Raw genomic sequence first — 20930 nt, forward strand, 5'->3', positions numbered from 1 at the left:
GATCTCAAAAGATCGCGTCATTTGTAAGCAATGCATTTGAATCGAAGGCGCTGCTCTATCTTCAGCTTCCGTTCACCCTGCTGCGAACATCGAAATGGATGGAATTCGTCGGCCGAACTGCTCTAACTATCTGTACAATTTGTCGAATTTCTCTCCGCGGAACAGGTTCGGCGCGTTCGGTCGGCAATCGCCTTAAACCCCGCTTAAACCCGGCTCGGCAAGGATCGGGATGTTACAGGCAAGTCGGCCTGCCGAGGTGAGCGTTGCGTTTTCCCATCACGATGACGGCGATCAGGACACAGGTAGCGGCGATGGTTCATCCATCGGTGCTGCCGAATTCCGTTGAGCGCATCCGCCACGAGCGCTTCATGCTGACGCGGCTGGCGCTCGGCGCGGTGGCCCTGAGCCTGGCTCCGGCCTATCTCGCCTGGCGGGGTACGATGGGCGCGCTTGAACTGCTTGTGTTGATTGCGGTGACGCTTCCGTTGCTGGCTGTCTTCATTCTCTCGCGCAGCGGGCGGCTCGAACTCGCCCATTGCATTTCGGCCGCAGCGCTGGCGCTCCTGATCGTCGCGCTTTCCGGTATGACCGGCGGGATCGCGTCGCCACTCCTGCTGTGGCTCGCCGCCATTCCGGCGGAGGCCATGTTCTTCGGCTCGCGGGCTTATGTTGCCCGCGCCGGCGCCATCGCTGCCGGCGCCCTAGCTTCGGTCGCAATCGTGCATGCATTCGGCCTGTCCGCGGAGCCGGCTCCCTGGGTCTCCGCTGCCATGCCGCTATTGGCTGCTGCCGCAATCCTGCATGTCGCGGTGGTTGCCTTCGGCTTCCTGTGGCGGCGTGACGACGAGATGCGCGAACATCGCGCCTCCGGCGTGCGTGCGCAGCTCCTGCTCGACCATGTTGGAGACCTCGTGACCTGGCATGATGCGACCGGCGCCGTTGTCTTCGCCAATGCGGCTTCGGCCTCCTTGACGGGCGCAGAGCCGCGCGAGCTGATCGGGCGAGGGCTGCTCGAGCGTGTCCATGTCGCCGACCGCCCCCTTTTCCTCAAGGCGCTCAGCGATGCCGCGCACGGTGACGGGACAGCGAGCGCCTGCTTCCGCACGCTGTTCGTGCCGCGCCAGGACGAGCCGGGAACGCCGTCCTCTCCGGTGGCCCTCTGGCTCGAGATGCAGGCGCATCGCGTCGCGAATGCCGGGCCGCGGGACGGGGCTGCGGTCGTTTGCGTCATGCGCGACGTCACCGCGCGTCGTGCGCTCGACGAAGAGCGGGCGCGCGGCCATGCCGAGGCCGTCCGTGCGAGCGACGAGAAGGGACAGTTTCTCGCCACGGTGAGCCATGAGCTGCGCACACCGCTGAACGCGATCATCGGMTTCTCGGAAATGCTGGGAACCGACAGTTACGGCCTGCTCGATGCTGGCAAGCGCCTCGAATACGCCAATATCATTCATGCTTCGGGCCATCACCTGCTCGATGTCGTCAATACCTTGCTCGATGTCTCCAAGATCGAGAGCGGAGTCATGGCGATCGAGCAGGAGCCGCTCGATCTTGCGGAACTCGCCCAGGACGGCTGCAGGCTGATGGCGCTACGTGCCGAAGCGGAGAAGGTTGCCCTGGAACGCGTCATCGGCCCGGATCTGCCGTTGCTGCGTGGCGACCGTCGTGCGCTGAAGCAGGTCCTGCTGAATCTGCTTTCGAACGCGATCAAGTTCACGCCGGCTGGCGGCCGGGTCACGCTGGCCGTGGTGCGTGACGGCGATATGCTCGATCTTTCGGTGTCCGATACCGGCATCGGCATTGCGGCCGCGGATCTGCCACGGTTGGGCGACCCCTTCTTCCAGGCCAAGGGCTCCTATGACCGCGCCTATGAGGGCACCGGTCTTGGCCTGTCGGTGGTGCGTGGCCTCGTCGGCCTGCATGGCGGCCGCCTGACGGTGGAGAGCGCTCCAGGTGTCGGCACGCGCGTCTCGGTGAGGTTGCCGGTTGGCGGCGTCGCCCAGGCCTCCGAGCCCGCAAAGATCGTTACCTTCGCCCGAGCGCCGCGCCGCGGCTTCGAAACCAAAGAACCCTATCGTCTGACTGCCTGATCGAGAGCCGACCATGTCCGTCACACTCGCAGCCCGCGCTCACTCGAACGCGACCCTGTCCGCTCCGGCGAGACGCGCCCCGCCGGCTCGCCGCAAGGCGTCCTTCCTGATGCGGATCTGGCGCGCAACCTTGCGTCGCCCGGGTCGTAGCCTGATCCTGACCCTGTTCTCGGCTGCCGCCGCGGCCATCCTGATGAACGCGCTCCTGTTTCAGAAGGCGCGTCATCCCTCGCCAATCCTCTCACAATCCACGACGGCCACCCCGTCGCCGCGCAACGCCGAGCGGCGCACCGAGCAGGCCCCTGCCGCAGCAGCCGCTGCTCCCGCCCCGGCCGCATCCGTTCCGGCGGAGCCCGCGCAATTGCCCCCTTCGCGCCCGGGCGGCTTGACGCAGGCGGCTCGTGAAGCGGCGCCGCGTCCACCGGCATCCGTCAATGCGGCCCCGCGCCCTGCGCCGACCCAGGCGGCCGCACAGCGTGCTCCCGCCCCGGTGCGTGACCGGGATCCGATCGCCGATCTGATCAACGGTGTCGACATGCGGCCTCCGGCGGAAATCCGGGGCGTGGCTTCGGCCAAGCCGGCTTCGCCGCGCCGCACCGTGGAAAACTGAGGCAGATCGCGTACCTTCCTACGATGGCGCGTCTTACCAGCGATTTTTGGGTCTCAGCCTATTTGCGGCAGGCGGCACTCGACGGCTTCGATGCCGTCCTGCGCCGCCGCGGTGCCAGCGAGGCCGGGGCGATCTTCGTCAAACTCGACCGGCTTGACGGCACCGCCGCGCTCTACGGGCCTGCGCCGCAGGCGCTGGCGGACGAAGGCGGCGCACGCCGCTTTCAGCTGATCCTCGATTCCGACCCGCTAAGCGTTGAGGAACGGGTGGAGCGCGAACGTCGTTTCGATCCGGACCTCTGGCTCGTCGAGATCGAGAACCGGAAGGGCGATCCCAGACTGGCCCTTGCCGAGGGCTGACTCCCGGCAGCGTATACGAACGCTCAGCCGTGCTCGCGCCCGCCGCGAAGTCCGCGTCTGACCTCGTCGAGGACCGAGCGAGTTTCGGGCCTGGCGGCGCCGGAACGGGCAGGCGTTCCACTCGGGTCGAGGAGGGGTTGGTGCTGGCCCTTGCGGCTGGACAGACCCTTGCTCTCGCCGGATATCTGCATGACGAGCCGATAGGCCACCCCTGGGGTGACCGAGCGCATCAGCGCCACCAGGGCGAAGATGCGCTCCACCGAATGGGCGGCATCGTCGCCAAGCCGGATCAGGAGGCGCGTCGCATCCTCGACGCTGACGCCGCCGGCGATCAAGGTCAGTGCCGTCAGGTCGCGCGAGTGATCGCGGGCCATTGCCTCGGCGAGGCGGATGCCCGTGCCCAGCTGGCTCGAGAGCGCACCGAAGAGGCCATCGCGATCCTGTTCGGCGGTGGCGAGCCAGCCTGCAAAGGTCTCCGGCGTCGGCGCCGGGCGTCTCTCCGATGGGCTGACCGCCTCCAGCGCCGCAAGCGATTCGATTGTGGCGCGGCGGCGTTCGGCTCCGGCATGCAGGAAGAGCGGGATAAGGTCTGCGCTGTTGATGTCTCGCCGCACAAGCAGGCCCGGCACATAGGCGGCATCGTCTCGCGCCCGGTCGAGCAGGAGATCGAGCACGGGCCGGGGCAGGGGGGCGGATGGGTTGGCGAGGAGCGCGAGATCGACTGCCCGCTCGCCCCGACCCGCCAGCATCAGGCTGGCCTTGGCCGGCAGGTCGGCCCGTTCGGCAACGACAATGGCAGCTGCTGCGTCGCCATGGGCCGCAATGTCTTCGAGCTCGGAGGGCGAGACCGGGCCGCCATGGCGCATCAGCGTCGACAGGACAGCCCCACCGCGTGCCTTGAGCGCCTGCAGGACATCGGCCTGCGCATGGCGCCACCCGGCAAGCTTGCGCGCTAGGATGATGGCTGTGCCCTCATCGATGGCGGGAATCAGGGCGAGTGCCATCTCCCGAAACGCCTCCAGATCCTCGCTGGAGGGCTGGGCAGTCGACATCAGCAGATCGGCTTTCACACGCAGTGAAACCTGGCTGAGATCGAGCCCGCCGTCACGCGCGAGACGAGCGAGCTGCGCAAGATCGGCGGAGATTCGGGACGGCATACTGACAACTCGTCGGAGACTCGGGTGGTTTCCGTCAACTTATGCCCGACGCGTTAATGTGGCGTTAACCATGTCGGGGCCTGATGCGGTTTGAGGGCCTCGGCTGCCGGCGCCGGCCCGCGCCGTGCCATCCGTTCCCTGCCTCGACCGCAACCAAGGCGCCAACCAAGGAGGCGCATCATGGCCGTCGTCATTCCTTTCGCGCCGCGTCGGCGCAGGCTTGCTGGCCTGCTCCCGGCCATTCCCCGGGAAGCCGGAACGATCCTGTTCTTCACCGGTGTTCGCTACGAGCGCCCGCCGGAGCCGCGCGCTTCCGGCAGGCCGGAGCGCAAGCCGAGCACCCGGTCCCGTGCCAAGTCCGCTCCGAAGAGTGTCAGGCAGCCGGCGTGATGCTCCTGTTGCGGCGTATGCGTTCCGGTGCGGGCAGGGGGAGCCTGCAATGGGCTCTGGCGGTGGCCCTGTCGGCAGCGGGCTGTGCGCCGGGCAGCGGCGACTTCGGCCGCCCGCGTCCCGGTATCTGGAACGATACCATTGCGCCAAGCATCGGCCTCGGCTCCGCGATCGCACGTGGCGAGGCCGTATCGTATTTCCATATGACAGACGACGAGGAGCAGTTGCGCGATCGCGCCTGGCGCTTCGTCATGCCGGCACATGAACGCAATGTCTTCGAGCGCCAGGTCTCCGATCTGGCCCATGCCCGAATCCTGCCGGCAGCCGCTCAGTCCAGCAACATCTCCGATTATCATCGGTCGCTGATATCCGGCTCCTTCCGGTCGCAGGCCTCGCGCTACAATCGGCTGGCCGAGGATGCCCACGCCGACCGCCTGCTGATCGGGCCGTTCCGTGGCAATGCAGCCAGGGTGGTGGCGGCAGACCGGATCCGGATGAAGACGCTGGAGGCATCGCCTCTCGTGCCGCCCGATCAGAACGATCCGGCCCTGGCGCGCGTGATCGAGAATGAAGGCCTGATTCTCTGGGTCTGCGAGCGTGTCGCCTTCCGGCTGGAAAGCTACCGCTATGCGCTGGCCAATCTCGTCGTCGAGATGCCGGCGCGCGACGCGGTCAGGGCCGAACGCAGCATCATGGCGCTCGAGGCCGAGGCCGGGCCCCTCTGCAAGTTGCCGCTGATCGGTACCTTCCGGAGTGACGAGCCGTCCAGGCCGGTGGTCTACAAGGGCTGATCAATCCGCCAGGCCGCAGGCGACGCCTTTGGCCATCGCCTCGGCATCGGGCCGGTCGGAAGGCAGCTTCGCCAGGACACGCGCGACGATCAGGCCTTGTTCCGTGTCGGACACGACACGCAGTTCGCGGGTGGTCTCTCCCTCCTCGTCGCGTGCCAATCGCTCGTCGAGCTGTTCGCTGGTCATCACCACGAATTCCAGAACCCCGCGGATCGCGGCGCGGTCCGTGATGGCGTAGCCGACACCGCCGCCACGCCGGTGCAGCGATAGTCCCAGCGGCAGTGATCCGACGCGAGCCACCACCCGCATCGGGCCGGCACTCAGATCATAGCTGCAAACGGCGGTCACCAGGGCAGGGTCGGCATCACGCGGGGCCGGCAGGCCTGCGGTCTGCGCCGATACCAGTTCGGCCTGGCCCCCGGCGCCCAAGGCCGCATAGGCCGTTGCCGCATCGCGCTCCGACAAGAGCGGGATCAGCAGCACGATCACGATATGGACGATTCCGGCCAGCACCAGCCCGGCCAGCGTCGCCAGTGCGAAGCGGCGGATCGCGGTCGTGATGCGCAGACGCCAATTCATCGCCCGCTTTGCCTTCCCGACGACCGGGCCGGAAACTCCGTGGGAGGGCTCGAAACTTGTCATCGGCAATCGATCCGGCCGATGCGGGGAAGGGACTCGGGGCGCAGTTCGCTGGCATGTCCCGAGATCGGGGTATCATAGAGCCTCAGCCGAAACTGGAACCGCCCGCGAATGGGCAATGGCAGCCAGTTACCCGCCTCCGGCGTCGTCCCGGCAACCACCCGGACTCCGGCGCTCTCGTCGCGCACGATCTCGGCATCGGTGAATCCGCTGCGTTCGAGCGGCAGGTGAAAGGCGTGGCCATCGGCGTCCGTGACGTTCAGTGTCCAACCCCGCGTCGTCGGCGTCGTTCCGGTGACGAGATAGCGGCAGCGCCCGTCGAGCACCTGGCCGCTCTCGTCGCGTTCGGCGATCAACTCGAGCCCTTCGCCGGAGCCAAGCGGCAGATGCACGCCACGGGCCAGATAGGCCCGCATATAGGGATCGACATCACGCCCGCCGCTGCGTGGCCAGGCGGTCCATGAACCGACCTGCAGCCGTCCGAGCGGAGGGCGCTCCGCGACGGCATAATGCGCCGAAGCGAGCCCGAGCCCGGCACCGAGTGCGATGATGTAGGAGAGCGTGAGGAGGCGCACGGCTAAGCCTGTTCAGCGGATGCGGCTTGCGCCACCCGGTGGCGTCAGGTCCTGGATGCCGGCCTGGGCCGTCCGTCCTGCCGCCCGCACCGGCTCAATCGTGCGGAACATCGCGCCGACCGCCGAGAGAACCTCGAAGGACTGGCGTGGCATATGTCCTGCGCCGGCGCCCAGCGCTGCGGCATCGGTTGCCGGAGCATTGGCCTTGGCGAGTGCTGCGACCTTCGGGTCGGTCACAGGCGTGACACCCGGGATCGGTTTCAGCTCCAGCCCTTGATGGGCAAACTGCATGATCTCCTTCCAGGTCATTGCCGGCAGGGAGCCACCCGTCATATTCGCCGTCTCCGACGAGTCGTCGTTGCCGAACCACACCGCGCCGACCAGATTGCCGGAATAGCCGACATACCAGGCGTCCTTGTAGCCATTGGTGGTGCCCGTCTTGCCGGCCGTGACGACGCCGTCGAGCGCGGCGCGGCGCCCGGTGCCTTCGGTCGGAACCTTGGACAGCATGAAGTTCATGTCCTGCGCGACCTGGACGCTCAGAACGCGCTTGCCGGTGCCATCGTCGCGATCATGCCGGTAGATCAGCTCGCCCTGCGAATTATGGATATCGATCGCGGCATAGGGCTTGGCCCGCAGCCCGCCATTGGCGAACACGGAATAGCCTGCGGCCATATCCATGACCGTGACTTCGGCTGCGCCGATGGGCAGCGAGACCGTGTCGGTCAGCGGCGTGGTCAAGCCCATGGCGTGCGCCGTCTCGATGATCTTCATCCGGCCGATGCGTGCCGCGCGCGCCTCGTGGGTCTCGCCGGTGGCGCGGCCGATCGCGATCGACATCTGCACCGGGATCGTGTTGATCGACTTCGCCAGCGCCACCGTCAACGGGATGGACCCGGCATAGGAGCGTCCGTAATTGTTCGGGCACCAGTTGCCGATGCAGACCGGGCGATCGGTCACGATCGTGTTAGGACGATAAAGCCCCGCGGAGAGTGCTGCCGCATAGACGAACGGCTTGAACGAAGAGCCGGGCTGCCTTGCTGCCGTCGCGCGGTTGAACTGGCTCGCGCCATAGTCGCGCCCCCCGACGATCGCGCGCACGGCGCCGTCGGGGTCCATCACCACGGTCGCCGCCTGTTTCGCATGATAGGCCGGGCCGTGTTGGCGCAGGATCGTCTCGATCGCGTGGTCGGCACGATCCTGGATCGCCGGATCATGCGGCGTCTTGACGGTCAGGACCCGGTCCGGGCCGATCTTGCCCTCATCAGCCAGCTTGCGAACCTCTTCGAAGGCCCAGTCGAGATAGTAATCGGGGCTGACGTCGCGCTTGCGGTCGACCGGGGTGGCCGGGTTGCGCTTCGCGCTGTCGATCTGGCCCGCGGTCATGAATCCGGCATCGACCATCGCGTTCAGTACGTCATTGGCGCGGGCACGGGCTGCCGGCAGATTGACATGCGGCGCATATTTGGTCGGCGCCTTGAACAGTCCTGCCAGCATGGCGGCCTCGGCAACGCTGACATCCTTCACGGATTTGCCGAAATAATATTCTGACGCAGCCGCCACGCCAAAGGTGCCGCCGCCCATATAGGCGCGGTCGAGATAGAGCTTGAGGATCTCGTTCTTGGTCAGCCTGTATTCGAGCCACAGAGCCAGGAACGCTTCCTTGATCTTGCGGTCGAGCGACCGCTCATTGCTCAGGAAGAGGTTCTTGGCGAGCTGTTGGGTCAGCGACGAGCCGCCCTGAACCACGCCCGAGGCGCGCGCGTTCACGGTGATCGCGCGAAAAGTGCCGAAGATGTCGATGCCGAAATGGTCGTAGAAGCGCCGGTCCTCGGTTGCCAGGACGGCCTTGATGAGATGGTCCGGCAGTTCCTCGAGCTTCAGCGAATCGTCATGGCGCGCGCCGCGATGACCGAGCTCGGAGCCGTATCGGTCCAGGAATGTCACCGCGAAGACCTGATGCTTGAGCGCCTCCTCGCGGCCCTCGTGGAAGGCCGGGATTGCGAGCATGAGCATGACGAGAGCGCCGGCGATCCCGACATTCAGGCCCTCGCTCGCGAACTCCGCTGCGAGCCGCTTGCCGCCGGAGACCGTCAGCCGGTCGGCATAGCTGCGCAAACGTTCATAGGCTTCGCCCGCGCGACGGCCTGCGCCCCAGAGCGTGTCGTCGATCCATGAATCGACGGCAAGCGCGAAGCGCTTGAGACGGGTCGTCCAGTTTGCCTTCCTGAACTCCATCGCCGCCCGGGCCACCCTGACGAAAAACTGCGGTTATCTCCTGCCGCGACCGGATGGTGTTGGCAACCCAAAGTGCCCCTTGGTAGGGACATAGGATCGACCTTCGCGCACGGGAAGGCCAGCGTCATCCTTTAAGCAGATGAACAGCAGGTTTCGCGCCAGACGATCCGTGCCATAGCGAAACAGTCCGCCCGGATCGATGCGCAGCTGGGATGCGCGGCATCGCGGCGCTTCCCACGAACTCCACGAGGGCGCATAAGCGCCTTCATGACGGACGCACCCATCCGGCCAGAGCCATTCTGGCTTAGCAAGACGCTCGACGAGATGACCGCGCAGGAGTGGGAATCGCTCTGTGACGGCTGCGGGCGCTGCTGCCTGGTGAAGCTCGAGGACGACGATACCGGTCGCATCCACGCGACCGATATCGGCTGCCGGTTGTTCGACGCCGGGACATGCCGGTGCAAGGATTACTCCCATCGCTCGACGCTCGTTCCCGATTGCGTGACGCTGACCCCGGAAGACGTTCGCACGCTGCCCTGGTTGCCGCCGACCTGCGCCTATCGGCTGGTCGGGGAGGGGCGTGACCTGCCCTGGTGGCATCCGCTGGTGTCTGGCGACCCGGAGACGGTCGTTGCGGCCGGCGTCTCCGTGCGCGGCCGGGTCTTCGCCAGTGAAGATGACGTGGATGAGGACGACCTGCCCGAACGTATCGTCAATTGGCCGCTGCGTTGGCCGCGTGCGGCGCGCAACCCTTCGCGTGGCTGAGGAGCGTCGCAGATCTGCAGCAATTCTGCTGCAGCCTCGCTCATTGATTGTTCATCCGCTTTTCGGCATGACCTCGCCCGTCCCTGCTGCCGGCTGTCTCTGCCGGCGGCGCTTCGCATGAAACTTTTGGATCGCCGGCGCGTTGCTGAGCCCGGCTGGATGAAGAGGTAGTTGTGATGGCTGGTGGGAAGTGGGTCTACACCTTTGGCGACGGCAAGGCCGAGGGTGAAGCGGGCATGAAGAACCTGCTCGGCGGCAAGGGTGCGAACCTCGCCGAGATGAGCAATCTGGGCTTGCCGGTTCCGCCCGGCTTTACGATCACCACCGAGGTCTGCACCCATTATTACGATAACGGCAAGAATTTCCCGTCCGATCTCGCCGGGCAGGTGAAGGCTGCGCTTGCCGAGATGGGGCGTCTCACCGGCAAGCTCTTCGGCGATCCTGCCAATCCGCTTCTGGTGTCGGTGCGCTCCGGTGCTCGCGCCTCGATGCCGGGCATGATGGACACCGTCCTCAATCTCGGCCTCAACGACGTCACCGTCGAGGCCGTGGCGAAGGCCTCGGGCGACGCCCGCTTCGCCTGGGACAGCTATCGCCGCTTCATCACCATGTATTCGAACGTCGTGCTCGACGTCGATCACGGCCATTTCGAGGAGGCGCTCGAAGACTACAAGGAGCGCAAGGGCCTGCATCTCGATACCGATCTCTCGGCCGATGACTGGAAGGTGCTTGCCGGTCGGTACAAGGACATCGTGAAGAAGGCGCTCGGTGCCGAGTTCCCGCAGGAGCCGCAGGAGCAGCTCTGGGGCGCCGTCGGCGCAGTGTTCTCGTCCTGGATGAATGCCCGCGCGATCAAATACCGCGAACTCAACAGTATCCCTGCCTCCTGGGGCACGGCCGTCAATGTCCAGTCGATGGTCTTCGGCAACATGGGCGAGACCTCGGCCACCGGCGTCGCCTTCACCCGCAATCCCTCGACCGGCGAGAACGCGCTCTATGGCGAGTTTCTGATCAATGCGCAGGGTGAGGATGTCGTTGCCGGCATCCGCACTCCGCAGGACATCACCGAGGTGGCGCGTCAGGCCGCCGGCTCGGACAAGCCTTCCATGGAGAAGGCGATGCCCGCGGCCTATGCCGAGCTCTGCCGGATCTACGGCATCCTCGAGAAGCATTATCGCGACATGCAGGACATGGAGTTCACCATCCAGGAGGGCAAGCTCTGGATGCTGCAGACCCGGTCCGGCAAGCGTACCGCCAAGGCCGCGCTCAGGATCGCGGTCGATCTGGCGCAGGAGGGATTGATCGGCGAGGAGGAGGCGGTCGGCCGCGTCGAGCCTGGCGCTCTCGAGCAGCTCCTGCACCCGGCAATCGACCCCAAGGCCGAGCGCCGCGTGCTGACGACCGGCCTGCCGGCGTCGCCCGGTGCGGCGGCCGGCGAGATCGTCTTCAATTCAGACGATGCCGAGGCTGCCAAGAAGACGGGCCGCAAGGTCATCCTGGTCCGGGTCGAGACCAGCCCGGAGGATATCCACGGCATGCATGCCGCCGAAGGCATCCTGACCACGCGTGGCGGCATGACCTCGCATGCGGCGGTCGTGGCGCGCGGGATGGGCAAGCCCTGCGTCTCCGGCGCCGGCCAGATCCGGGTCGACTATGCCAAGGGCACGATGACCGTGGGGCCGACCACACTGCGGGCCGGCGATTTCATCACGATCGACGGCACCCTCGGCCAGGTTCTGCTTGGCGAGGTCAAGATGCAGCAGCCGGAGCTTTCCGGCGATTTCGGCACGCTGATGGTTTGGGCCGACAAGGTTCGGCGACTCAAGGTCCGTGCCAATGCCGAGACGCCGCGCGATGCCCGCGCTGCCCGTGATTTCGGCGCCGAGGGCATCGGACTCTGCCGCACCGAGCACATGTTCTTCGACGAGGATCGCATCCTGCCGATGCGGGAGATGATCCTCGCCGGCGACGACAAGGGACGGCGCGACGCGCTGGCCAAGCTCCTGCCGATGCAGCGGCAGGATTTCGTCGAGCTCTTCACCATCATGCAGGGCCTGCCGGTCACGATCCGGCTGCTCGATCCGCCGCTGCACGAGTTCCTCCCGCATACCGACGAGGAGATCGCCGAGGTGGCGCGCGCCATGGCGGTGACGCCGGACGTGCTCCGGCGCCGGGCGGCCGAGCTGCACGAGTTCAATCCGATGCTCGGATTCCGCGGCTGCAGGCTGGCGGTAGCGTATCCTGAAATCGCCGAGATGCAGGCTCGCGCCATCTTTGAGGCGGCCGTGATCGCGGCGCGCGAGACCGGCAAGCCGGTCATCCCGGAGGTGATGGTGCCGCTGGTGATGGGCGTCGCCGAGTTCGACCTCGTCAAGGCCCGCATCGACGCCATGGCGAAGGCCGTGATCGGCGAGAGCAAGACCGAGTTCACCTACCAGGTCGGCACGATGATCGAGCTGCCGCGCGCCGCCTTGCGTGCCGAGGAGATCGCCCGGAGCGCCGAATTCTTTTCCTTCGGCACCAATGACCTGACCCAGACCACGCTCGGCATCAGCCGTGACGACGCGGGTTCCTTCCTCGGCTCCTATACCGCCAAGGGCATCCTGGAATTCGACCCCTTCGTCACCATCGACCAGGAGGGCGTCGGCGAACTCGTCAAGCTCGCGGTCGAGCGCGGTCGCCGGAGCCGTCCGCGGATCAAGCTGGGCATCTGCGGCGAGCATGGTGGCGACCCGGCCTCGATCGGCTTCTGCGAGAGCATCGGTCTCGACTACGTCTCCTGCTCGCCCTTCCGGGTGCCGATCGCACGCCTGGCCGCGGCGCAAGCCGCACTGGGCGCGATCAAGGCCAAGGACGCCTGAGCAGGGAGATCCTGATGGTCGGCCTCGAGCCGACCATCTCCTGGACGTCGGTCCCGGGCCTGCGCCATGCTCGGCCTGAGACCGACAATCCTGCATTGCCGCGAGAACGGCCGCCGGTCTAGTTTCGCGCCATGCAGACGCGTATCGGCCAACTCTCCCGCCCCTTCGGCAAGCTCTATTACGAGGTCACGGGCTCTGGCCCGCCCATCGTCTTCGCTCATGGACTGGGCGGCAATCATTTGTCCTGGTGGCAGCAGGTCGCTCATTTCAGTCCGCAGTACAGCTGCGTCACCTTCGCGCATCGCGGTTTCGCGCCGTCGGAGCCGGTGGCCGGCGGCCCCGATCCGGCAGACTATGCCGGCGACCTCGCCGCGCTGATCTCCCATCTGTCGCTGGAGCGGCCGGTTCTGGTCGCGCAATCCATGGGCGGCTGGAGTTGTGTGGATTATGCGCTGGCGAACCCCGGTCGGGTGAGCGGGCTCGTCATGGCTTGCACCACCGGCACGCTCGATTTCGGCAAGGCCGGAAGGAATATCTCGAGCGAACTCGCGGCCTGGCAGCAGCGTGTCGATGAGACACTGCCGCGTTGGGCCAGGAGCGGCATCCATCCGGCCTGCGGCGAAGCCTTCGCGAAACGCTTGCCGGCGCTCTACGAACTCTACAAATCGATCGACCGCATCAATGCAGGTCTGGACAAGGCGCTGGTTCGGCAACGCATCTGGGAGGCGCGCAACCGCCCGCCGGCCGACCTCGCCGCACTCGATTGTCCCGCCTTGTTCCTTTCCGGCGCCGACGACCTCGTCGTCCCGCCTTGTGGCGTCGCGGCGGTCGCTGCCCATGCTCCCAGGGGCCGCTTCGTCAGCGTTCCCGAAACTGGCCATTCCGTCTATTTCGAGGATGCGGCGCGCTTCAATGCCGAGCTCGACCGCTTCATATCCGAGTTGAAGGGCTGAACCGTGCCGTCTCGCGCGCTTACCACGATCGGCTTCGATGCCGATGACACGCTCTGGCAGAACGAGCAGTTCTTCCGGCTGACGGAGGAGCGTTTCGTCGCCCTGCTCGGCGAGCACGGCGAAGCCGCCGAAATCTCCGGCAGGCTGCTGGACGCCGAGCGTCGCAATCTCGGCTTCTACGGATTTGGCATCAAGGGCTTCACGCTCTCGATGATCGAGACCGCGATCGAGGTCACAAGCGGTAATGTGCCGGCTTCCGTCATCGCCGAAATCCTTGCCGCCGGGCGCGAGATGCTGGCGCATCCGGTCGAGACGCTTCCGGGGGCGCAGGAAACACTGGAGGCGCTGGCCTCCGAATACAGGCTGGTACTGATCACCAAGGGCGATCTCTTCGATCAGGAACGCAAGCTCGCCCAGTCGGGGCTGGGCGATTTCTTCCAGGCGGTCGAGATCGTCAGCGACAAGAGTGTCACGACCTATGAGCGCATCTTCGCGCGTCATGGTGACGGGCCGAGACATGCGATGATGGTCGGCAACTCGCTGAAGTCGGACATCGTGCCGGCGCTGCAGGCGGGGGCCTGGGCCGTGCATGTGCCGCATGAACTGACCTGGGTGCTCGAACATGCCGAGGAACCGGTCGCGGAGCAGCGCTATCGCCGCCTGGCGGATCTTGGCGGCCTCGTCGGGCTTCTGGGCGAGATCGAATGAGCGCTAGCGACGGCCCCTGGTCGGACCATCCGCCGCGTCAAAGCTGAGGAGCGGCCCGGAAGGCATCCGTTCCAGGGCGCAAGCGAGCAGTCCCCGTTCGAAGACCAGATCGGCAAAGAGTTCGGCCTGCCGATTGACATCGCTCATTGCGGTTATTCTGTCGGCACGCCCACGAAGACGTTGATGCGACGGGTCGAGGGATGCAGCCTCGACGCAGAGCGGGCCTCCGCGGGCCGCCTTCCCCGATGCTCCCGTCTTGCGCGGATGCCGGGAAGGGGGGCGTTGCGCATCAGGGCGCTGCGCTGGACCCGCATTGCAATTTATGCTAGTGCCGCCCATGTAAGACGAGATGCGGCCGGGTTCTGGCCAATCCTCCGCGCGGGATTTCCCGGTCGGCGGGCACGATTCAGATCCACCACACATCGTTATCAAGGCCACGGCGAGGCGTCCGCGCGTCAAGTCGTGTCTTCCACATACGAACGCGGATCTGAAACGTAAGGACTACCCTATGAACAAGGGCACCGTGAAGTGGTTCAACACCACCAAGGGCTATGGCTTCATCACCCCTGAGGCCGGCGGCCAGGACGTTTTCGTCCACATCAGCGCTGTCGAGCGTGCTGGTCTGCGCGAACTTCGCGATGGTCAGGTCGTCTCCTTCGAGCTGATCGCCGATCGCAAGACCGGCAAGTCCTCGGCCGGCAACCTCGTCGTCGCCTGAGGCTGAATACTGACCGGGAGGGTGCTCGCACTCTCCCGGCTCTCTCTATCGATACCTTTACAACAATACCTTTCGGCGCAGTGGCTAGCGGTTCGCCGGGCGGAATGACGTACTTCAATGCCGAACCCATTCGGTGGCGCAGCCGGTTTCCACATGCGCCCCTTGCGTTTCGGCTTCAGAAAGACCTGTTTTGACACAATTTACAGACCTCGGCCTCGCCGAGCAGCTTCTCAAGGCGCTCGCGGCTGAAGGTTATTCCAAGCCGACGCCCATCCAGGCGCAGGCCATCCCCCCTATTCTCGAAGGCAAGGATCTGTTCGGCGCGGCCCAGACGGGCACGGGCAAGACGGCCGCCTTCTCGCTGCCGATGCTGCACCGGTTGCTGAACAACCCCCGGCGCATGCAGCCGCGTTCGGTGCGCGCACTCATCCTGAGCCCGACGCGTGAGCTTGCGGCGCAGATCGAGACCAGCATCCGCACCTACGCCCAGTTCACCACGGTCAAATCGGCCGTGATCTTCGGCGGCGTGCCAGTCGGCAAGCAGATCCGTGCGCTTGGCCAGACCGTCGACATCCTCGTCGCCACGCCCGGCCGCCTGCTTGATCTCGTCGACCAGCGCGCAGTCTCGCTGCGCGAGATCGAGTTCCTGGTGCTCGACGAGGCCGATCAGATGCTTGATCTCGGCTTCATCCATGCCCTGCGCCGGATTGCGACGCTGATCCCGGCCAAGCGCCAGACGCTTCTGTTCTCGGCGACCATGCCGAAGCAGATCCGCGAGATCGCCTCGGCCTATCTGACCAATCCGGTCGAGGTCGCGGTGACGCCGGTTGCCACGACTGCCGAGAAGGTCGAGCAGCGCGTCATCTTCACCGATCCCGGCCACAAGCCGGCGCTGCTGGCGAAGACGCTCGGCGTGGCGGAGATGGAGCGCGCGATCGTGTTCACGCGCACCAAGCATGGTGCGGACAAGGTCGTGCGCCAGCTCGAGCAGTCCGGCATCAAGTCGGCGGCCATCCACGGCAACAAGAGCCAGGGCCAGCGCGAGCGCGCTCTTGGTGCCTTCCGTGATGGCGAACTGCGCATTCTGGTCGCGACCGATATCGCGGCGCGCGGCATCGATGTCGACGGCGTCAGCCATGTCGTCAATTTCGACCTGCCGAACGTGGCCGAAACCTATGTCCACCGCATCGGCCGCACCGCGCGCGCTGGCGCCACCGGCGTCGCCATTGCCTTCTGCACCCCGGAAGAGCGCGGCGATCTGGCGGCGATCGAGAAGCTGACCCGCGTTTCGCTGACCCCGGTCGGCGAGGTGCCGCACTGGGATGGCCGCACGCCCAAGAAGCCGCCGCAGAACCAGGGTCGCGGCCGCAATGGCCAGGGCTCCGGTGGCGGGCGCGATCATGGCCGGCCGCAGGGCCAGCGCCAGGGCGCGAAGCCGCAGCAGGCGGGCAAGCCCCAGCATGCCGGCGGTCAGCGCAGCGAGACACCGCGCAATGACCGTCCGCCGCAGCGCACTGAGGCGCCTTCGGCGCGAAAAGACAGCGTTGCCGGCAAGGAAGGACTTGGCGGCGTCGCGTTCTTGCAGCAAAGAACAGAGCAACGTCGCAATGGCGGCGCCCGGCGCCGCGCGAACTGACGCGCGGATAGCCAGGGGACGATCGGGCCGGCGGATCCCTCTGATCCGGTCGTCCGCCCAAGGCGCAGAAGAAGGACCAAGGAATGGCGAAAGAAGAACTTCTCGAGTTCGACGGCACGGTGGTCGAGGTGCTGCCCGATGGAAACTATCGGGTGAAGCTCGACAATGACCATGTGATCCTGGCCTACGCGGCCGGCAAGATGAAGAAGAACCGCATCCGCACGATCGCCGGAGACCGGGTCGTCGTCGAGATGTCGCCTTATGATCTTGATCGTGGCCGCATCAACTTCCGTCAGAAGACGGCGGGACCGGCTCCGGGTGGGCCGCCGCGCAATCAGAACTTCCGTCGGCGCTGAGCCGCAGCATGCGCTTCAGCCGGGTTGAACTGTTCTTCCTCGCTGCAGGCGCAGGCCTCGGAGGCCTTGTCGCACTCGCGGCTCACATTGGATGGCTGGCGGGATCGGCAGCTTTCCCGCGCTATCTGTTCGTCCTGATCGGGCTCGGCCTCATCGAAGTCGTCTTTGGTTTCGTGACGGGCCGCCCTCCCGGCGCCCTTGTCGGGATGCCCGCCCGGATCCTGGCCTTCGTGCTCGGTCTTGGCGTCCTGGCGCTGGTCACCGGCGGCATCGCCTGACTGCCTGCCATATTCCCCAAACACATGAAGGACCGCGCGCTGGCGCGGGATGCCGAGTGCTGGTCAGCATCGGGGAGACGTGCTAATATCCTTATGCTCAAAACGAGCATAGCTGGCTAGCAACAGGCCGGCGGCGACCCGGAGCGGAGCTCCGGCATCGCAGGGATGAGGAGGATGCCATGTCTTTGGGCTTGGAAAAGTCTCGGGGCTTCGAGGCCGACAACGCTGTCGCCCCGGTCACTGTCGCGCGCCGCAGGGACGATCCGCGCTTCCGGCCACTGCCGATGCCCGACCTGACCTGGACGCCTGAGGTCGAGGCGGCGACGGCGCATCTCTACGAGAAGGTCAAGGCCGTCATTCCGGCAGTGGAGTGGCCCTTCTTCGCGCCGACGATCAAGGCGATCAACGAGCTGAAGCAGGTCCGCAACGCGGTCATCCTCGGCCATAACTACATGACGCCGGAGATCTTCCATTGTGTCTCCGACATCGTCGGCGACTCCTTGCAGCTCGCCAAGGTGGCCTCGAAGACCAAGGCAGAGGTCATCGTGCAGGGCGGCGTGCATTTCATGGCCGAGACCTCGAAGCTGCTCAGCCCCGAAAAGATCGTGCTGATGCCGGACATGAAGGCCGGCTGCTCGCTGGCCTCTTCGATCACGGGCGCCGATATCCGCCTGTTGCGCGAGCGCTACCCCGGCCGTCCGGTCGTCGCCTATGTCAACACCTCGGCCGATGTGAAGGCGGAGGTCGATATCTGCTGCACCTCCTCGAATGCCGTGCAGGTGGTCGAGAGCCTGGGCGTGCCGGAAGTCATCTTCGTGCCTGACCAGTATCTGGCGAAGAACGTCGCGGCGCAGACCAAGGTGAAGATCATCTCCTGGGCCGGCGCCTGCGAGGTGCATGAGCGCTTCACCGCCGAAGAGCTCGTGCGCTACCGCGAGGCCGATCCGAGCATCAAGATCGTTGCCCATCCGGAATGCCCGCCGGAGGTCGTCGCCGTTGCCGATTACGCCGGTTCGACCAAGGGCATGATCGACTGGGTCAAGCATGAGCTGCCGGGCCGCGTCCTGCTCGTCACCGAATGCTCGATGGCGGACAATGTTGCAGCCGAGACGAAGGGCGTCGAATTCGTACGGCCCTGCAATCTCTGCCCGCATATGAAGCGCATCACCCTGCCCAAGATCCTCGAATCGCTGGTCTATATGCAGCACGAGGTGGTGATCGATCCGGCGATGGCCGAGAAGGCCCGCCGCTCGGTCGAGCGCATGGTCAACCTGACGATGTAAAGCCTGCATGCCTCTCCCCCCAGGGGGGAGGGGCCCTGGCGGCGGATTGGCCCTCATGCCTGACATCCAAGCGGATATCCTCATCGTCGGCGGCGGGCTGGCGGGGCTGTTCACGGCCCTGAAACTGGCGCCGCTGCCCTGCACGGTGCTGGCGCCGCGCCCCCTCGGCGAGGGCTCTTCCTCGAGCTGGGCGCAAGGCGGCATTGCCGCGGCGATGTCCGAGGGCGACACGGCCGGCAAACACGCTGCCGATACGATCGCGGCGGGTGCCGGCATCGTCGACGAGGCCGTCGCGCGCATGGTTGCCAATGAGGCTGCCGAACGCGTCCATGATCTTCTGTCCTATGGCGTCCCCTTCGATCGCGATCTCGCCGGGCGCCTCGTGCAATCGCGCGAGGCCGCCCATTCGGAGCATCGCGTCGTCCGCGTCGGCGGCGATGGTGCCGGCGCCGCGATCATGCAGGCGCTGATTGCGGCGGTGCGGCAGACGCCTTCGATCACCGTCCGGGAAGGGTTCATTGCCGAGGACCTGCTTCTGTCGGATGGCGCCTGCACGGGCGTGCTGGCGCGCGGCGAGCACGGGGCGGCGCGCGAGGCGACGCGATTTCATGCTGTCGCGACCGTGTTGGCCACGGGAGGCATCGGCCATCTCTACGCGCTGACCACGAACCCGGCGGAGGCGCGTGGCGAAGGACTGGCCATGGCGGCACGCGCCGGCGCGACGATTGCCGATGCGGAGTTCGTGCAGTTTCATCCAACCGCGCTGGCGCTCGGGCTCGATCCCGCCCCGCTGGCGACCGAAGCGATCCGGGGCGATGGCGGCATTCTCGTCAATGCCGCTGGCGAGCGGTTCATGCTGGCTGCCCACAAGGACGCCGAGCTCGCCCCACGCGATATCGTGGCGCGCGCCGTCTTCGCCGAGATCGCGGCCGGGCGCGGTGCCTTCCTCGATGCAAGGGCGGCGATCGGCGCGGAGTTTTCCGAGCGCTTTCCCGCCGTCACCGCCGCCTGCCGCAAGGCGGGCATCGATCCAGCGACCGAGCTCATGCCGGTGGCGCCGGCCGAGCACTACCACATGGGTGGTGTGGCGACGGACGCTCATGGTTACACGACGCTTCCCGGCCTTTATGCCGCCGGTGAAGTGGCCAGCACCGGCCTGCATGGTGCCAACAGGCTCGCCTCGAATTCCCTTCTGGAGGCGGTGGTTTTCGGCGCACGTGTCGCCGAGCACCTGAAGGGCCGCCCGTTGGTGATGAAAGCCAGGGGGAAGCCGGTCCGCATGAGCGGCACGGCGGCCTGTCTGCCGACGGCCGCGGACCAGCGCGCGATCGAGCGCTTGCGCGCGATCATGTCGGAAAGGGCAGGCGTGGTGCGTGACGGGGCAGGGCTGCTTGCCGCGTCGCGTCAGCTCCAGGCCATCGCCGAGGCTGCGGACAGTTCGACGCTCGTCAACATGGCGAGTGCCGCCCTCATCATCGTTGCAGCCGCACTTGCCCGGCGCGAGAGCCGTGGCGGCCATTGGCGCAGCGATTTTCCGCACGCCAGCACGGCGCTGGCGACGCGCAGCAAGCTGACATTATCGGCGCCGCCTGCCGCGCGCCGCGCCCTGTCCTGATCCGGAGCCCGACGTGAGCCAAGCCGTCCTCAATCCCCTGCTCATCACCGAAGCGGTGCGTGCCGCTCTGATCGAGGATCTCGGCCGAGCCGGTGACATCACCACCCTTGCGACGATTCCGGCCGGCAAGCGGGCAAGCGCGGTGATCGCCGCGCGCAAGAGCGGCATCGTTGCCGGGCTGCCCTTCGCCCGCGAAACCCTCCGGCAATACGACCCGTCGGTTCGCTTCGAGGCCGCCATGTCGGATGGCGACAGGCTCGAACCCGGCGCCATTGTGGCTCGCATCGAGGGGGAGGCCCGCTCCGTCCTCTCGGCAGAGCGTGTCGCCTTGAATTACATGGGTCGGCTCTCGGGCATCGCTACACTGGCAGCGGCCTATGTAGCCAAGGCCGCGGGCACGAAGGCGATGATCGTCGACACCCGCAAGACCACGCCAGGCCTGCGCGCGTTCGAGAAATACGCCGTTCGCTGCGGCGGCGCCGGCAACCATCGCTATGGGCTCGATGACGCCATCCTGATCAAGGACAACCATGTCGCCGTCGCCGGCGGCATCCGCCCGGCGCTGCAGGCGGCCAAGCGCCAGGCCGGTAACTTCGTCAAGATCGAGATCGAGGTCGATACCCTGGCCCAGCTCGAGGAGGTCCTCGTCGAAGGCGCCGACATCGTCATGCTCGACAACATGTCCGTTGCCGATCTGATCACGGGCGTTGCGATGGTCGGCGGCCGCATGAAGGTCGAGGCCTCCGGCGGCATCACGCTCGACACTGTCGCGGCGATTGCGGCGACCGGCGTCGACATGATCTCGGTGGGCGCCCTGACCCATTCCGCCAGCGTGCTCGACCTCGGGCTCGATATCGAGATCGCATGAAAAAAAGCCCCGGCCGAAGCCGGGGCGTAAGGTCATTTCCGTG

The 20930-nt window shown here is 66.3% G+C and carries 20 protein-coding genes; 16 read left to right on the forward strand and 4 right to left on the reverse strand.

Features of this window, described 5'->3' with window-relative positions:
* The first annotated feature begins 263 nt into the window (after positions 1-263).
* The 3 genes from AB4118_RS06590 to AB4118_RS06600 are packed head-to-tail and all read left to right on the forward strand — an operon-like array spanning position 264 to position 3056.
* On the forward strand, positions 264-2087 hold the full coding sequence (locus AB4118_RS06590; RefSeq protein WP_441488987.1) for a PAS domain-containing sensor histidine kinase: 1824 nt from the start codon (positions 264-266) through the stop codon (positions 2085-2087).
* A gap of 13 nt (positions 2088-2100) precedes the next feature.
* Entirely contained in the window at positions 2101-2697 is a 597-nt protein-coding gene (locus AB4118_RS06595; protein ID WP_441488988.1) for a hypothetical protein, read from the forward strand.
* A gap of 23 nt (positions 2698-2720) precedes the next feature.
* Complete coding sequence (locus AB4118_RS06600) at positions 2721-3056, forward strand: DUF1491 family protein (RefSeq protein WP_441488989.1); 336 nt, start codon at positions 2721-2723, stop codon at positions 3054-3056.
* 23 nt (positions 3057-3079) lie between these two features.
* Here AB4118_RS06600 and AB4118_RS06605 read toward each other — a convergent pair whose 3' ends face one another.
* The gene (locus AB4118_RS06605; RefSeq protein WP_441488990.1) at positions 3080-4213 is read right to left on the reverse strand and encodes a DUF2336 domain-containing protein; all 1134 of its coding nucleotides are present in this window, start codon (positions 4211-4213) and stop codon (positions 3080-3082) included.
* A gap of 180 nt (positions 4214-4393) precedes the next feature.
* Between AB4118_RS06605 and AB4118_RS06610 the strand changes: the two genes are divergently transcribed.
* Positions 4394-4603 (forward strand): hypothetical protein, encoded by a 210-nt coding sequence (locus tag AB4118_RS06610; RefSeq protein ID WP_441488991.1) that lies wholly within the window; start codon positions 4394-4396, stop codon positions 4601-4603.
* Positions 4600-5394, forward strand: coding sequence for a hypothetical protein (locus AB4118_RS06615; protein ID WP_441488992.1), 795 nt, complete (start codon positions 4600-4602; stop codon positions 5392-5394). Before AB4118_RS06610 ends, AB4118_RS06615 begins: the two co-directional genes overlap by 4 nt.
* Here the strand turns inward: AB4118_RS06615 and AB4118_RS06620 are convergent, their stop codons facing one another.
* The 3 genes from AB4118_RS06620 to AB4118_RS06630 are packed head-to-tail and all read right to left on the reverse strand — an operon-like array spanning position 5395 to position 8846.
* Positions 5395-6036: a DUF1254 domain-containing protein gene (locus AB4118_RS06620; protein WP_441488993.1), complete on the reverse strand. Its 642-nt coding sequence runs from the start codon at positions 6034-6036 to the stop codon at positions 5395-5397.
* Positions 6033-6608, reverse strand: coding sequence for a DUF1214 domain-containing protein (locus AB4118_RS06625; RefSeq protein ID WP_441488994.1), 576 nt, complete (start codon positions 6606-6608; stop codon positions 6033-6035). Before AB4118_RS06625 ends, AB4118_RS06620 begins: the two co-directional genes overlap by 4 nt.
* Positions 6609-6620: 12 nt before the next feature.
* Positions 6621-8846: a transglycosylase domain-containing protein gene (locus AB4118_RS06630; protein ID WP_441488995.1), complete on the reverse strand. Its 2226-nt coding sequence runs from the start codon at positions 8844-8846 to the stop codon at positions 6621-6623.
* Positions 8847-9113: 267 nt separating this feature from the next.
* On the opposite strand from AB4118_RS06630, the gene AB4118_RS06635 reads away from it, so the two are divergent.
* The 11 genes from AB4118_RS06635 (at position 9114) to nadC (ending at position 20887) form a co-directional block, all read left to right on the forward strand.
* Positions 9114-9611: a YcgN family cysteine cluster protein gene (locus AB4118_RS06635; RefSeq protein WP_441488996.1), complete on the forward strand. Its 498-nt coding sequence runs from the start codon at positions 9114-9116 to the stop codon at positions 9609-9611.
* 176 nt (positions 9612-9787) lie between these two features.
* Positions 9788-12472: a pyruvate, phosphate dikinase gene (ppdK, locus tag AB4118_RS06640; protein WP_441488997.1), complete on the forward strand. Its 2685-nt coding sequence runs from the start codon at positions 9788-9790 to the stop codon at positions 12470-12472.
* A 131-nt stretch (positions 12473-12603) separates the two neighbouring features.
* Complete coding sequence (locus AB4118_RS06645; RefSeq protein WP_441488998.1) at positions 12604-13425, forward strand: alpha/beta fold hydrolase; 822 nt, start codon at positions 12604-12606, stop codon at positions 13423-13425.
* A gap of 3 nt (positions 13426-13428) precedes the next feature.
* Positions 13429-14133, forward strand: coding sequence for an HAD-IA family hydrolase (locus tag AB4118_RS06650; RefSeq protein ID WP_441488999.1), 705 nt, complete (start codon positions 13429-13431; stop codon positions 14131-14133).
* Positions 14134-14641: 508 nt separating this feature from the next.
* A complete protein-coding gene (locus tag AB4118_RS06655; RefSeq protein ID WP_043233725.1) occupies positions 14642-14851 on the forward strand; it encodes a cold-shock protein in 210 nt (69 codons plus the stop codon).
* A gap of 190 nt (positions 14852-15041) precedes the next feature.
* Positions 15042-16487 carry a DEAD/DEAH box helicase gene (locus AB4118_RS06660; RefSeq protein WP_441489000.1) on the forward strand — a complete coding sequence of 482 codons (1446 nt, stop codon included), beginning with the start codon at positions 15042-15044 and terminating at the stop codon, positions 16485-16487.
* Between the two features lie 83 nt (positions 16488-16570).
* Positions 16571-16843 carry a translation initiation factor IF-1 gene (gene infA, locus AB4118_RS06665; RefSeq protein ID WP_054207590.1) on the forward strand — a complete coding sequence of 91 codons (273 nt, stop codon included), beginning with the start codon at positions 16571-16573 and terminating at the stop codon, positions 16841-16843.
* An 8-nt stretch (positions 16844-16851) separates the two neighbouring features.
* Positions 16852-17121: a hypothetical protein gene (locus tag AB4118_RS06670; RefSeq protein WP_441489001.1), complete on the forward strand. Its 270-nt coding sequence runs from the start codon at positions 16852-16854 to the stop codon at positions 17119-17121.
* Positions 17122-17300: 179 nt separating this feature from the next.
* The gene (gene nadA, locus AB4118_RS06675) at positions 17301-18404 is read left to right on the forward strand and encodes a quinolinate synthase NadA (protein ID WP_441489002.1); all 1104 of its coding nucleotides are present in this window, start codon (positions 17301-17303) and stop codon (positions 18402-18404) included.
* A gap of 55 nt (positions 18405-18459) precedes the next feature.
* Positions 18460-20019 carry an L-aspartate oxidase gene (locus AB4118_RS06680; protein WP_441489003.1) on the forward strand — a complete coding sequence of 520 codons (1560 nt, stop codon included), beginning with the start codon at positions 18460-18462 and terminating at the stop codon, positions 20017-20019.
* 13 nt (positions 20020-20032) lie between these two features.
* On the forward strand, positions 20033-20887 hold the full coding sequence (nadC, locus tag AB4118_RS06685; protein ID WP_441489004.1) for a carboxylating nicotinate-nucleotide diphosphorylase: 855 nt from the start codon (positions 20033-20035) through the stop codon (positions 20885-20887).
* The last annotated feature ends 43 nt before the right edge of the window (positions 20888-20930 follow it).

It is taken from the genome of Allobosea sp. 2RAB26, assembly GCF_052115465.1.
Lineage (GTDB): Bacteria > Pseudomonadota > Alphaproteobacteria > Rhizobiales > Beijerinckiaceae > Allobosea.

Coding starts and splice junctions, on each gene's coding strand:
- AB4118_RS06645 (WP_441488998.1), top strand. CDS start 12,604: ATGCAGACGCGTATCGGCCAACTCTCCCGCCCCTTCGGCAAGCTCTAT.
- nadA (WP_441489002.1), top strand. CDS start 17,301: ATGTCTTTGGGCTTGGAAAAGTCTCGGGGCTTCGAGGCCGACAACGCT.
- AB4118_RS06655 (WP_043233725.1), top strand. CDS start 14,642: ATGAACAAGGGCACCGTGAAGTGGTTCAACACCACCAAGGGCTATGGC.
- AB4118_RS06620 (WP_441488993.1), bottom strand. CDS start 6,036: ATGACAAGTTTCGAGCCCTCCCACGGAGTTTCCGGCCCGGTCGTCGGG.
- AB4118_RS06595 (WP_441488988.1), top strand. CDS start 2,101: ATGTCCGTCACACTCGCAGCCCGCGCTCACTCGAACGCGACCCTGTCC.
- AB4118_RS06630 (WP_441488995.1), bottom strand. CDS start 8,846: ATGGAGTTCAGGAAGGCAAACTGGACGACCCGTCTCAAGCGCTTCGCG.
- AB4118_RS06635 (WP_441488996.1), top strand. CDS start 9,114: ATGACGGACGCACCCATCCGGCCAGAGCCATTCTGGCTTAGCAAGACG.
- AB4118_RS06670 (WP_441489001.1), top strand. CDS start 16,852: ATGCGCTTCAGCCGGGTTGAACTGTTCTTCCTCGCTGCAGGCGCAGGC.
- AB4118_RS06610 (WP_441488991.1), top strand. CDS start 4,394: ATGGCCGTCGTCATTCCTTTCGCGCCGCGTCGGCGCAGGCTTGCTGGC.
- AB4118_RS06600 (WP_441488989.1), top strand. CDS start 2,721: ATGGCGCGTCTTACCAGCGATTTTTGGGTCTCAGCCTATTTGCGGCAG.
- infA (WP_054207590.1), top strand. CDS start 16,571: ATGGCGAAAGAAGAACTTCTCGAGTTCGACGGCACGGTGGTCGAGGTG.
- AB4118_RS06680 (WP_441489003.1), top strand. CDS start 18,460: ATGCCTGACATCCAAGCGGATATCCTCATCGTCGGCGGCGGGCTGGCG.
- ppdK (WP_441488997.1), top strand. CDS start 9,788: ATGGCTGGTGGGAAGTGGGTCTACACCTTTGGCGACGGCAAGGCCGAG.
- AB4118_RS06605 (WP_441488990.1), bottom strand. CDS start 4,213: ATGCCGTCCCGAATCTCCGCCGATCTTGCGCAGCTCGCTCGTCTCGCG.